We start from the raw sequence: 12388 nt of genomic DNA, 5'->3' as shown, positions 1-12388 counted from the left end.
GGCCTATTGTCGTTTGGTGCCTCGCATGAGAGGCACCCGCATCGATGCTGCCGGCTCTCCGACTGAACATTCGTGGTTATAAGGAAGTTGTCAATGTTCACCGCTATACCGATATTTTTCGCGACCATCACCTTTGTCATTTGGCAGCCGAAGGGCCTGGGCATCGGTTGGAGTGCGGCCGTTGGGGCAGTTGTTGCGCTCCTGGCCGGAGTCATTCATATCTCAGATATTCCGGTGGTCTGGCACATTGTCTGGAACGCGACGCTGACATTTATCGCCGTGATTATCATCAGCTTGCTGCTTGATGAGGCGGGATTCTTTGAGTGGGCCGCCTTGCACGTTGCACGGTGGGGGAACGGCAGCGGCCGCAAGTTGTTCGCGTTTCTAGTTTTGCTTGGCGCAGCTGTTGCGGCGTTGTTCGCAAATGACGGCGCGGCACTTATCCTGACGCCCATCGTCATGGCCATGCTGCTCGCACTTGGATTCAGTCCAGCCGCGACTCTCGCGTTCGTCATGGCTGCGGGGTTCATCGCAGATATGGCAAGTTTGCCGCTAGTCGTTTCGAACCTGGTCAACATCGTCTCAGCAGACTTTTTTAAAGTCGGCTTCGGCGAGTACGCAAGCGTAATGGTGCCGGTCGACATCGTCGCCGTTGCCGTGACACTTGCGATGCTTTTGTTCTATTTTCGCCGCGATATTCCGGCAGCGTACAACGTGGCTGAGCTCAAGCAACCTCGAGAAGCGATTCGAGACGCCTCGACCTTCAGAGCAGGCTGGTGGGTTTTGGCGTTGCTGCTAGTGGGGTTTTTTGGTCTTGAGCACGTTGGAGTGCCTATCAGCGCTGTCGCCGCTGTCGGTGCGGCCGTCCTACTGGGCGTCGCAGGAAGGGGTGACATTATTTCTACCAGAAAGGTACTGAAGGAAGCCCCGTGGCAAGTCGTCATCTTCTCCCTAGGTATGTACCTCGTCGTGTACGGCTTGAGAAATCAGGGGCTCACGGGCTACGTTGCACAAATTCTTAGTTACCTCGCAGCGCATGGCGTGTGGGCAGCAGCGCTCGGAACAGGACTTCTCACAGCATTTTTATCGTCGGTCATGAACAACATGCCGACGGTATTGGTGGGTGCGTTGTCTATCGATGCAAGCAATGCCACCGGAATCGCTAAGGAAGCCATGGTGTTCGCCAACGTGATTGGCAGCGACCTCGGCCCGAAGATAACGCCAATCGGGTCCCTTGCGACGCTGCTGTGGCTGCATGTGCTGGCTCGCAAGAACGTCACAATCACATGGGGCTACTACTTCAAGACAGGTATCGTCTTAACGCTGCCCATCTTGGTTGTCACCTTGGCGGCCCTGGCGGTGCGACTGCAGTTTTGATGCGAATCGGGACTAAGGTAGCCGGCAAGCGAGGCCTTCAATGTATTTGCCCCGGGGGCAGGACTTGGGATTCCAGGACGCGTCTCCGAGTGGGGATGAATTTTATCCGCCTGACGAACGCGCCTGACATATGTTCCTGGCGTGCTCGGCCGGCTACGCTGACGGGGACAGCCACAGTGCACTGGAAATACAGGAAGACGGAAAAGTTCCAAACTCGACACTTTGCGTGCCCTCACAGGGTGGGCATGCGCTCAAAGCTGTCAAAGCGGGCAAACGGTGGGGGCACCTCGGTTACCTCAATCGCGTCGACAAGCGCTGCGGACATGCCCTCGCTGAGCCAGGCGCACATCTCCGCCAGTTGCTCCGGCGAGCCCTGCAACATCGCCTCTACCGAACCATCCATGCGGTTGCGGACCCAACCGGTGACGCCCAGTTCTCTCGCGCGACGTACGCAGGCCTCCCGATAGCCCACGCCTTGCACCTGGCCACGGACCTGAACCAGTCGGGTCTCAAGCGGCTCGTCCTTATCGTGAGATTCCATGGGCGTACTCCAGTTGCAGGTTGATGCACCCTCGAGGGCGGTTCAATGAAGCGGTTCGGCTGCAATCGCATGTTTTCGCATTTTCTCCCACAGGCTCTTCCTGGAAATGCCAAGGGCGTGGGCGGTCTCGGAAATGTGGCCTTGGTGCTGCAACAGAGCCGCACGAATGAATGCGTTTTCGCATGCAGTCATGTAGCCGTCGAGTGGAGTGTCCATATCCAGCGCTGCCGCAGCCTGGGACCCGTCCTCCTCGAAAATATCGGAGGAGAAAAGCATGTTGCGGGAGCACACGATGCACGCGCGCTCGAGGCGGTTCTGCAGCTCTCGCACGTTCCCGGGCCAGCCGTAGGTCGCGAGTCGCGCTTCGGCCGACGGGTGGAACAGCTTCGTCGGTTCGCCAAGCCGGGTGGCGATTTCGCGCACGAAGCGGTGCGCAAGCCATAAAACATCGTCGGGCCTGTCGCGAAGTGCAGGCATGCGTAGCTGGAGGATGTTGATGCGATAGAAGAGGTCCTCCCGAAACTTCCCGACCCGGACCAGTTCCGCGAGGTCCCGATTTGTCGCGCAGACCAGCCAAAAGGTGGTTTCGAATCCTCTCTCACCGCCGACTCTCGTGACGCGTCGCTCCTGCAGCGCCCGCAGCAACTTCACCTGCATCGACAGAGGCAAGTCGCCTATCTCATCGAGAAAGAGCGTGCCACCCTCGGCCTGCTCGAAGTACCCCTTCTTTTGTCGCTCCGCACCAGTGAAGGCTCCTCTCTCGTGTCCGAAAAATTCGGACTCGAGAAGCGTCTCCGGGACGGCGCCACAGTTAACTGCGACAAACGGAAACGTCTCACCGGGTGCATGCCGATGTATGAACCGCGCAAGCACTTCCTTGCCGACACCCGATTCGCCGGTAATCAGAATCGATTTGGCCCGACCTGCAACTCTCGGTACCAGGTCCGCAAGACGCCGCATCGCCTCCGACACACCCAGCTCGCTCTGTGCCGGCATGGCCTGGTCAGGAATTCCCGTTCCTGTGAGAAGTCTGACCTTGTCGACGAGTGCGCCAATGTCGAACGGCTTTGTGATGTAGTCGGCGGCGCCGCTCTTCAGGAGAGACACCGCCGTGTCGACCGACGCGTAGGCCGTGATGAACACAAATGGCGGCACGGATATGTGCGTGGCCATTGAACGTGAAAACAGTTCTTCGCCAGATATGTCGGGTAGCCGGATGTCGCTGATGACGGCCTGATACGGTCGGTTCCGCAAGGCATCCAGGGCGGTTTCGCCATCGGTATGCCAGTCCACGTCGAAACCTTCCAGACGGAAGCGGTCAGCCAATGACTCACCCATGATGGGGTCGTCCTCGACGACACAGATAAGCGTGGTCGACATGATGCTCTCCTGTTTCATGGAGAAGTAACCGGTAACAGCACTGCAAAACACGTTCGCCCCGGTGCACTATCGACTGAAATTGTGCCACCAAGTTGCGTCGCGATTTGATAGCTTACCCACAGGCCAAGGCTGTACGAGCGCCGGCCCTCGGCTATCGCAACCGACCCGAACGGCTCGAATAGATGCTCCATGGCCACGCCGGATATGTGTTGACCCGTGTTCGATACCGTGATTTGTAGTCCAAGTCCGTTGACTGCGACCAGGCAGTCAACGCGTCCGCCAACCTCTACGGCCTTCACTGCGTTGAGCAGCAGATTTAGAACGAGCTGGCGCACCAGATGCGCGGGCAGTCCAATCGCCTCGTCCAGTTCAATTTCCCAATGAAACGCTGCCTGCTTTGCCTGTATCTGCGGCGCAATCAACAGCTTCAAATCCTGCCAGTCCGACAGGCTCATTGCCGGCGAATCGAGGCGAGCCTCAAACAGTAACGCGCCGACCGTGGCGCGGATTTGTGCGAGACCGCGTTCGAGCAAGCCCAACGTCTTTCTGGTTTGAGCGTCGGGTTCACCATGTGTGTTGAGTGTATCTATGGCGTTCAGCATGCCGCCCAGCGGGTTGTTGATTTCATGCGCGATGCCGGCCGCCACCTGGCCTACCGCCGCGAGTCTCTCGGAGACAACCACTTCGCGCTCCAATGCCTGTTTCTGCGCCAGTTCGGCGAGCATGGCCTGGAACTGCTGTTCCAGTTGACCTATCTCGTCGTTCCCTTGGGCTGTGATACCCGCGCCGACTTTTTCAGGGTGCTCCTTCCCAATGCGGCCCATGGCGGCTGCGAGGCGTAGGAGCGGTTTCGCCATCCGGTCGCCCCAGACCCAGCCCAACGGTATGAGCAGTAGCAAGGCCGGCACCGTCGCCACGGCTAGCTTGAGCAACGTTGACCGTACACGGTCGTAAAAGGTATTGGCGTCATAGACCAGCACCACATAACCGAGGCGGCTTCCGTCATCCGAATTCACCGGCATGCCGGCGGTGACGTCGCGGCTCGCGAGTAATCCCGGAAAGTCGAAAAAGAACGGGTCACCGGAGCCGCCCAGATGGGAGATGACCGTACCGAACTGGGGAGGAAGCTGGGCGACCGGCCGCTGGACAGGTTCCTTTCGGGGAGAGGTCGAGGCGTACACCCGAGCCTTCGAGTCGAACAGAACGATTTCCTTCAGCGGATTCGAGGGCTCCCTGACCGCCACCGGCGTCCGAATCACTTCGAAGGCGCGCCACAGGTCGTCCTTGACCATTGGGTCGCGAACCGACAATGCAAGAACGCGGCACAGATTCTGAGCGCTGCTTTCAAGGTCATTTCTGGCATCCGACACCGCTACGCTTACAAGCGCGAAGGTCACGAGTATTTCCGTCAGCAGGATGGCTGCGCTCAGCGCGAGCGGAATCTTGTAGCGGTAGCTGAGATGGGACAGCATCTGCGCGGCCCTAAACCGGCCCGGAGTTCAGAATGGCAACCAGGCTGCGTATGCCGTCAAACAGCTTGTCGTCGTCCGGCACGAAGCCATCAAGGTTCAATCGCTGCAGCACATCCCGAGCTGCAGGCCTGTCTTTCATCCCAAGCAGTGCGCGCTGGATACGAAGAAACGATTCATCGTCGAGCGAGCGGCGCGCCACAATCGGTGGAAAGCCATACTGGGGGGAACGCCACGCCACCCGGACGTCGCGGGTACGTTCCGGGTACTGCTTCTCGATAGTGTCGTAGACGTATCCATCAATCTCGCCCGCATCCGCAAGTCCGGTCGTCACTGCGTCAACGACTTTTCGGTGCGCATACGTGAAGAAGGACTTCTTGAAGAAGCTGGTCGGCCGGATACCTGCACGTATCAGCTCCGTGGTCGGGACCAGGAAGCCGGAATTTGATTGCGGGTCGCTGAATGCGAACACGCGGTTTCGAAGCTGCGTGATGTGGGTGGTCTGCGTATCGTTTCTGGGGACAATCAGATATGAACGATAAAGCGGCTTACCCTGATAGTCTGGTATCGCCATCAACCGCATCGTTTGTGAGTTGGTGACGTATGGAAACCCGCATACCCACGCCACATCGAGCCGATTCTCAGCAAGCAGGTCATCAATCTCACGATAGCTATTGCGCTGCACAAACCTCACATCAGAGTTGCATACCTCCCCGAGCTCGCGGCTCCAACGGTCGAGCAGGCTGATTTCGTTATCGAGGAATACGGCAGTCGTGCCGAACGCAACCGTCGGGCTTTCGCCGGCAGTCGCAAGCTTGAAGGACGAGAGCAGGGGAAGGCCTAGCGCGAAGCGTAGAACCTGCCGCCGCCGGATGTTACGAATTGGTGACATAACGGCTCACTCCCCGTCACGAACCGTTACCGGATGGTAATGGCGTCCATCAGGTCTGCTGAATTCACACCTACGGTGCGCAAGCCTTCCGGCGGACGTCGAACCGCTTGGCATACGTCTTGCCGTTGAACCGATGCTAACGACTACACGAGCAAGATTCAAGCGAGGAGAAGACCATGTCAGAACTCAAAATCCGGCGTCGTACATTCCTGAAGTTGGGCGGCGGCTCAATTGCCGCAACCGCCGCTTCTGCTCTGGTTCCCACCGTGGCCTCGGCCGCAAACCCCGTGGATACCAGCAAGACGAAGCTCCCTTACCCGAAAAAGGCCGTAGGACAGGTGGGACGCATGACGGTCAACGCCCCTGTTACGTTCACCTATCCGGATGCTGCATCACCCTGCACAGCTCTCAAGCTTGGGAGCCGCGTTCCGGGTGGCGTCGGCCCCGATGGGGACATCGTCGCCTATAGCACCATGTGTACGCACATGGGCTGCCCCGTTGTCTACGAGCCGACGACGAAGGTCTTCAAGTGTCCCTGCCACTTCAGTATGTTCGACGCAGAAAAGGCCGGCCAGATGATTGTTGGGCAGGCCACCGAAAATCTGCCTCGGGTGCGGCTTCAGTATGACGAGAAGTCAGGCACCGTGTCAGCAGTCGGCGTGGAAGGTTTGATATACGGCCGCCAGGCCAACGTTCTCTGAGTTCGAGGAGCTGAAAATGCCTACCGATAAGGACCGCATTGCGCTACCGCCGGTCACGGCCCAGCGAACCAACATGACCTGCCATTTCTGCATCGTCGGATGCGGATATCACGTGTACAAATGGCCGGAAGACCAGGAAGGTGGGCGCGCTCCCAACCAGAATGCGCTCGGTGTTGATTTTCGCAAACAGGTGCCGCCACTCTCGCTCATCATGACGCCTGCCATGGAAAACGTGGTCACCGACCGCGATGGCTCGCGCCACACCATCATGATTGTTCCGGACAAGAACTGCGTCGTGAACAGTGGCTTGAGTTCGACACGCGGCGGCAAGATGGCGATGTACATGTACGCGGCGGACGGAATCACCCAGGAGCGGCTGAGACAACCGCGCATCTATCTAAGCGACCAGTGGGTGGATACGACCTGGGACCAGGCGATGGCGCTTTACGCCGGCCTGATGAAGAAGGTACTCGACAAGGACGGTCCAAGCGGTATTGTCTTTTCTGCCTTCGACCACGGTGGTGCAGGCGGTGGCTTCGAAAATACGTGGGGTTCCGGCAAGCTGATGTTTACTGCGCTGCAAACGCCGATGGTGCGAATCCATAACCGGCCGGCGTACAACTCGGAGTGCCACGCGACTCGCGAGATGGGTGTTGGCGAACTGAACAATTCATACGAGGACGCCGAACTGGCTGATGTCATCTGGTCTATCGGTGCAAATTCGTACGAAACGCAGACGAACTACTTTCTGAATCACTGGGTGCCGAACCTGCAGGGCGGGACGCTCGACAAGAAAAGGCAGCGCTTCCCTGGCGAGGCGTTCCCGAAGACCAAAGTCGTGTTCGTGGACCCGCGACGTACGCCTACCGTCGCGGTCGCCGAGCAGGTAGCCGGAAAGGACAACGTGCTGCATCTGGATATCCAGCCGGGCACGGACATCGCGTTGTTCAACGGGATTTTTACCTACGTGGTCCAGCAGGGATGGATTGACAAAGACTTCATTGCCACCCATACGAATGGGTTTGACGCAGCTGTCCAGGCCAACAAGCTGTCACTCGACGAGTGCAGCAAAATCACGGGCGTACCGGTTGAGAAAATTCAGACCGCAGCGGAATGGTCGTATAAGCCGAAGGGGCCGGGCCAGCTTCCGAGAACGATGCATACTTACGAAAAGGGCATCATCTGGGGCAACGACAACTATCTGATTCAGTCGTCGCTACTGGACGTTGCTCTGGCCACTCACAATGTCGGACGGCGGGGTACCGGTTGCGTACGCATGGGTGGGCACCAGGAGGGCTATACGCGCCCACCCTATCCGGGCGACAAGAAGATATACATCGACCAGGAGCTCATCAACGGCAAGGGGCGGATGATGACCTGGTGGGCGTGCAACAACTTCCAGACTAGCAACAACGCACAGCAACTACGGGAAGTGGTCTTGCGTCGCTCGCAAATTGTGAAGGATGCGATGCAGCGCGCCCGTGGGGCGACCTCGGAACAAATGGTCGACATCATCTACGATGCGACGACGAAGGGCGGCCTGTTCGTCGCGAATATCAATATTTACCCGACCAAGCTCGAAGAGGCCGCGCACCTCATGTTGCCTGCGACTCATCCCGGCGAGATGAACCTGACGTCGATGAACGGTGAGCGCCGCATGCGCCTGTCCGAACGGTTCATGGACCCGCCCGGAAGCGCGCTGCCAGACTGTCTCATTGCCGCACGCGTCGCCAACACGCTGCGAGCCATGTATCAGAAAGATGGCAACACGAAGATGGCCGCGCGGTTCGACGGTTTCGACTGGAAGACCGAAGAGGACGCGTTCAACGATGGATTCCGTCGTGCCGGGCAACCGGGAGTGGAAAAGATAGATAGCCAAGGCGGCGATACCGGAAATCTGGTCACCTACGAACGGCTGCGCGTGATGGCCAACAACGGGGTGCAACTGCCTGCCAAGGCGTGGGAGGGCGGCAAGCTGGTCGGTACCGAGATGATGTACATGGACGGCAAGTTCGATACGCCGGACGGCAAGGCCCAGTTCAAGCCTTCGCCGTGGCCGGGTCTGCCAAAGACGGTTGCTGACCAGAAGGGCAAATACCGCTTCTGGATTAACAACGGCCGCACGAACGAAGTCTGGCAAACGGTGTACCACGACCAGTACAACGAATTCGTCCGCGCTCGTGACCCGATGGCCTATATCGAACTTAACCCGGACGATGCGCAGGGGCTCGGAATTGGCGCTGGCGATATCGTCGAGGTCTTCAACGACTTTGGGTCCACGTACGCAATGGCATATCCAGCAGCCGAACAGAAGCATGACCAGACTTTCATGGTGTTCGGTCACATCAACGGCATCCAGGACAACGTCACGACGACATGGACGGACCGCAACATCATTCCGTACTACAAGGGTACGTGGGCGAACATCCGTCGCGTCGGGTCAATGGAGGATTACAAGCAAACGGTCAGCTTCAAGAGTCGCCGTTATACATAGGTGACGACGGCCGGCGCATCGCCGGCCGTACTCTTTCTGAGCCGGCGGCTATCCGCACGTGGGAGTGGAGCTGCGATGAAGGCATTCACACTGGGACGAGTCATCCCGCTCGTGGAAGTCAGCGCTGCTGACCCGCCTGGGCGCAATTTGCTTGCGTCAGACTGCGCGGCAATTGAGTTACCGCTTCGTGACACGCGCCATCGCCCGTTGCGAGACCTGCGCATTTCGGTTACGGACCGCTGCAACTTCCGTTGTGTCTACTGCATGCCGAAGGAGGTGTTCGGCAAGGACTACGCATTTCTGCCCCGGCGTGAGTTGCTCAGCTTCGAGGAAGTTGAGCGCGTTGCGCGGGTGTTCGTTGGCCTCGGTGTTGAAAAAATTCGACTCACGGGGGGAGAGCCATTGCTGAGAAAGGACCTTGAATATCTTGTCGAACGGCTGGCTCGACTGCGAACGCCTTGCGGCGCAGATATCGACCTGACGCTGACGACAAACGGCTCGCTGCTGAGTCGCAAGGCACAGTCGCTGAGGAACGCGGGAATGAAGCGTATCACCGTCAGCCTCGACTCGATAGATGAGACTGTGTTTCAGCGTATGAACGGCGTAGGTTTTCCCGCCGCGCTCGTGCTCGAAGGAATCGACGCCGCGCTGCGAGTCGGCTTCGCTCCAGTCAAGGTCAACATGGTGGTCAAGCGCGGCGTGAACGACGCACAGATTCTGCCCGTGGCCGGACGCTTTCGTGGGAGCGGCGTGCAGGTCCGCTTTATTGAGTATATGGACGTCGGCACGAGCAATGGGTGGAATGTGGAATCCGTAGTGCCTTCGTCGGAGGTTGTCCGTTGCATTGACTCGGTATTCCCACTGGTTCCGACCGGTCGTGACAAGTCATCGGACACTTCGATGCGATTCCACTATGCCGACGGCCAAGGAGAGATTGGCGTCATCTCGAGCGTCACTCAACCTTTCTGCGGGGATTGCACGCGGCTACGGTTGTCTGCGGACGGTCGGCTCTATACGTGCCTCTTTGCCACACACGGCCTCGACATTCGGTCGCCCGTACGAGACGAGTGCACTGATGAGACATTACGCCGATTGGTAGCTGAACTGTGGATGCGGCGTGTCGACCGCTATTCAGAACAGCGCGGAGAAAATAGCGCCGCTCACGACCAGTCCAAAGTCGAAATGTCGTTCATCGGCGGCTGACGTCGCGTCTAGGCCCCTTCCGCGTTCCATCAGGTACGCCAGACATGGAGCATCGTGTCGTGCCGTCGTCTACGCGAACTTGAGAGCGTACTGGGCTAATCCAGTCACTTCATACACAGACTTTTCCCGACGGCGTCGCGGTCTACGAGCAGACGACAGACCATGCATGGAAGTTCTCCGATGTGAAAATAGATGTAGACGAAAATGCCACAATTGATGCAATCTATTTGCATGCCAAAGACCTCTCGTGCTCTTCAGCAACTCCCTCCCGCCACCCTTAGAGCCATCGAAAAATTAGGGTCCGACTTAGCCGTTGCACGTTTGCGCCGCAAAGAATCCCTGAGAACCTGGGCCAAGCGCATGGGAGTCACAGTTCCCACGCTGCAGCGACTTGAGGCGGGAGACCCTTCAGTGAGCATCGGCATCGTGGCAACCGCGCTATGGCTTATCCTCCGCGATGGAGAGTTGACCCAACTCGCCGCCCCGGAACATGACCGTGGCGCGATTGAAATGGACGTTCGCAAGGCTATCGACCTGGGGCGCGCGCGTGCACGAGCGTCCGCCGAAGCGCGTGTGCGCAAGGCACAAGCGAAGGACTAACAGACTCGATTGACGAGACCGTGTCTCAGCAAATGAATGGTGCCGACTTTCCTGCTTCACCGGTGCTGGAAGATGTCGTTTATCGGAGGCTGATATCGCATCGATGACGCCACCGTTTCCCGTCCGGCACGCAGGTATGGAACATCGTGTCGTGCCGCCGTCGAGGCGGTTCGGCTATTTGACGCGGCGTCCCTGCGCATCAACAACAACCTCACCGTCCTCTTTCGTGAACGGCACACTCCGGGCCTCAGGCATGATATCGAGAAGCACTTCTGACGGTCGGCACAAGCGTACGCCATGCGGTGTCTCCACGAACGGACGGTTGATGAGAATCGGATGTTCCAGCATGGCGTCGAGGAGGTCATCGTCGCTAAGCAGCGGGTCGTCAAGGCCAAGCGCGGCGTAGGGGGTACCCTTTTGCCGCAACGCGTCGCGTACGCTGAGACCCGACTTGCCGATAAGCTCCACGAGCCGTTCGCGGGTCGGTGGCGTCTGCAGGTATTCAATGACGGTTGGTTCGACGCCCGCGTTGCGAATCATGGCCAATGTATTCCGCGAGGTGCCGCATTCCGGGTTGTGGTAAATCGTGACGCTCATGGTTTCGAATCCTCAAGTGAAGTTAGATATTGGTCAATCTGAGTTGTCGCCGATTTCGCTGAACGCATCACGCCAATGAGCGTCGCGGAAGCGAAGCCGCACCATTCACCGTACCCGACCAGCCAAAGTCTCGGTTCCTGGAACGCCCGACCATCAACGACATCTACGCGGCCTGCGTCGTTGAGAATGTGCAGCGGCCGTAGATGCTCGAGTGCGGGACGGAAGCCGGTACACCAGATAACGGCGTCGACGTGCGCGTGCGAACCGTCTTTCCACACGACACCATCCACCGTGAAATGCGAGAACGGGCGCACAGAATGCAGCACTCCTCGTTCGCGCGCTTCCCGTACGGGTTGTACCATCACCACGTCGCCCAGGCCTCCACTTGGCGCAGGGTCCGGTCGTCCCTCCGCACGCGCTTTCCATCGTTCGGTCGCACGCTCGAAGAGAACACGTCCGTCGACCTCGTCAGGCAGAAAGGTTGGCGTTTCCAACGTAACCCAGGTTGTGTGACAGACCTGCGACAGTTCGGCGAGTATCTGTGCCCCGGAATTGCCTCCGCCTACAACCAGCACATCCTTTCCGTGGAACGTATCCGGATTGCGGTAATGCGCCGAGTGCAACTGTTCGCCCTCGAAGCTGCCCTGTCCTGGATAGTCCGGAATGTAGGGGCCGCCCCATGTGCCCGTCGCACTGACAACCGCTTTTGCCAGCCATTCACCCTTGTCCGTCGATATGAGCAGTCCCGTGTCACGTCGCGATACGGACGCCACTTCCACCGGGCGTTGAACCGGAATCTCATAGCGCTTCTCGTATTCAGTGAGATAGCGAATGACATGGTCGCGCGACGGATATTGCTCTGAGGTACCCGGCATCAGCCAGCCCGGCAATGAACTCCACTGGGAGGGAGAAAAGAGGCGAAGCGAATCCCATGCATGCTGCCAAGCACCGCCAGGCTCCGGCTGGTCGTCAAGCACGGTGTACCGGATACCGGCGCGGCGCAAGAAATAGGAAACGGCCAGAGCGGATTGACCGCCCCCGACAATCGCCACTTCTATCTGGTTGGGTTCGGGAACGGTGGTATTAGACATGGAAGGTCGACCAGGTGATACTTCGATAATACCGGATATGTTG

Annotated in this window: 11 protein-coding genes; 5 read left to right on the top strand and 6 right to left on the bottom strand. The window is 58.6% G+C overall.

The window, feature by feature from the left end; translation table 11 throughout:
• The first annotated feature begins 93 nt into the window (after positions 1-93).
• On the top strand, positions 94-1377 hold the full coding sequence (locus BGI01S_RS16380) for an arsenic transporter (protein WP_042327011.1): 1284 nt from the start codon (positions 94-96) through the stop codon (positions 1375-1377).
• A 232-nt stretch (positions 1378-1609) separates the two neighbouring features.
• On the opposite strand, the gene BGI01S_RS16375 is transcribed toward BGI01S_RS16380, so the two are convergent.
• From BGI01S_RS16375 to BGI01S_RS16360, 4 genes are read right to left on the bottom strand one after another with little or no spacing between them, the layout of a single operon-like run.
• Positions 1610-1918 carry an acylphosphatase gene (locus tag BGI01S_RS16375; protein ID WP_042327010.1) on the bottom strand — a complete coding sequence of 103 codons (309 nt, stop codon included), beginning with the start codon at positions 1916-1918 and terminating at the stop codon, positions 1610-1612.
• Between the two features lie 42 nt (positions 1919-1960).
• Positions 1961-3298, bottom strand: coding sequence for a sigma-54-dependent transcriptional regulator (locus BGI01S_RS16370; protein ID WP_042327009.1), 1338 nt, complete (start codon positions 3296-3298; stop codon positions 1961-1963).
• A gap of 14 nt (positions 3299-3312) precedes the next feature.
• Positions 3313-4770, bottom strand: a complete 1458-nt coding sequence (locus BGI01S_RS16365) for a HAMP domain-containing sensor histidine kinase (protein WP_042327008.1) — start codon at positions 4768-4770, stop codon at positions 3313-3315.
• A gap of 10 nt (positions 4771-4780) precedes the next feature.
• A complete protein-coding gene (locus BGI01S_RS16360; RefSeq protein ID WP_042327007.1) occupies positions 4781-5659 on the bottom strand; it encodes a substrate-binding domain-containing protein in 879 nt (292 codons plus the stop codon).
• A 176-nt stretch (positions 5660-5835) separates the two neighbouring features.
• Between BGI01S_RS16360 and BGI01S_RS16355 the strand changes: the two genes are divergently transcribed.
• From BGI01S_RS16355 to BGI01S_RS31125, 4 genes are all read left to right on the top strand, one after another.
• Positions 5836-6360: an arsenate reductase (azurin) small subunit gene (locus BGI01S_RS16355; protein WP_042327006.1), complete on the top strand. Its 525-nt coding sequence runs from the start codon at positions 5836-5838 to the stop codon at positions 6358-6360.
• 16 nt (positions 6361-6376) lie between these two features.
• Positions 6377-8854: an arsenate reductase (azurin) large subunit gene (locus tag BGI01S_RS16350; RefSeq protein ID WP_042327005.1), complete on the top strand. Its 2478-nt coding sequence runs from the start codon at positions 6377-6379 to the stop codon at positions 8852-8854.
• A 75-nt stretch (positions 8855-8929) separates the two neighbouring features.
• The gene (moaA, locus tag BGI01S_RS16345) at positions 8930-10057 is read left to right on the top strand and encodes a GTP 3',8-cyclase MoaA (RefSeq protein ID WP_042327004.1); all 1128 of its coding nucleotides are present in this window, start codon (positions 8930-8932) and stop codon (positions 10055-10057) included.
• Between the two features lie 411 nt (positions 10058-10468).
• A complete protein-coding gene (locus BGI01S_RS31125) occupies positions 10469-10657 on the top strand; it encodes a DNA-binding protein (protein WP_232624327.1) in 189 nt (62 codons plus the stop codon).
• A 174-nt stretch (positions 10658-10831) separates the two neighbouring features.
• On the opposite strand, the gene arsC is transcribed toward BGI01S_RS31125, so the two are convergent.
• Positions 10832-11254: an arsenate reductase (glutaredoxin) gene (gene arsC, locus BGI01S_RS16335; RefSeq protein ID WP_042327003.1), complete on the bottom strand. Its 423-nt coding sequence runs from the start codon at positions 11252-11254 to the stop codon at positions 10832-10834.
• Complete coding sequence (locus BGI01S_RS16330) at positions 11251-12345, bottom strand: ArsO family NAD(P)H-dependent flavin-containing monooxygenase (protein ID WP_042327002.1); 1095 nt, start codon at positions 12343-12345, stop codon at positions 11251-11253. Before BGI01S_RS16330 ends, arsC begins: the two co-directional genes overlap by 4 nt.
• Positions 12346-12388 lie beyond the last annotated feature (43 nt).

Source organism: Paraburkholderia ginsengisoli NBRC 100965, from assembly GCF_000739735.1.
Lineage (GTDB): Bacteria > Pseudomonadota > Gammaproteobacteria > Burkholderiales > Burkholderiaceae > Paraburkholderia > Paraburkholderia ginsengisoli.
The sequence above is the reverse complement of the archived record's forward strand: the minus strand, read 5'-3'. Positions and strand labels throughout refer to the sequence as shown.

Bases quoted from the DNA above. Each gene is read 5' to 3' on its own strand.
- BGI01S_RS16375 (WP_042327010.1), bottom strand. From the start codon at position 1,918: ATGGAATCTCACGATAAGGACGAGCCGCTTGAGACCCGACTGGTTCAG.
- BGI01S_RS16330 (WP_042327002.1), bottom strand. From the start codon at position 12,345: ATGTCTAATACCACCGTTCCCGAACCCAACCAGATAGAAGTGGCGATT.
- arsC (WP_042327003.1), bottom strand. From the start codon at position 11,254: ATGAGCGTCACGATTTACCACAACCCGGAATGCGGCACCTCGCGGAAT.
- BGI01S_RS16370 (WP_042327009.1), bottom strand. From the start codon at position 3,298: ATGTCGACCACGCTTATCTGTGTCGTCGAGGACGACCCCATCATGGGT.
- BGI01S_RS16355 (WP_042327006.1), top strand. From the start codon at position 5,836: ATGTCAGAACTCAAAATCCGGCGTCGTACATTCCTGAAGTTGGGCGGC.
- BGI01S_RS16365 (WP_042327008.1), bottom strand. From the start codon at position 4,770: ATGCTGTCCCATCTCAGCTACCGCTACAAGATTCCGCTCGCGCTGAGC.
- BGI01S_RS16380 (WP_042327011.1), top strand. From the start codon at position 94: ATGTTCACCGCTATACCGATATTTTTCGCGACCATCACCTTTGTCATT.
- BGI01S_RS16350 (WP_042327005.1), top strand. From the start codon at position 6,377: ATGCCTACCGATAAGGACCGCATTGCGCTACCGCCGGTCACGGCCCAG.
- moaA (WP_042327004.1), top strand. From the start codon at position 8,930: ATGAAGGCATTCACACTGGGACGAGTCATCCCGCTCGTGGAAGTCAGC.
- BGI01S_RS16360 (WP_042327007.1), bottom strand. From the start codon at position 5,659: ATGTCACCAATTCGTAACATCCGGCGGCGGCAGGTTCTACGCTTCGCG.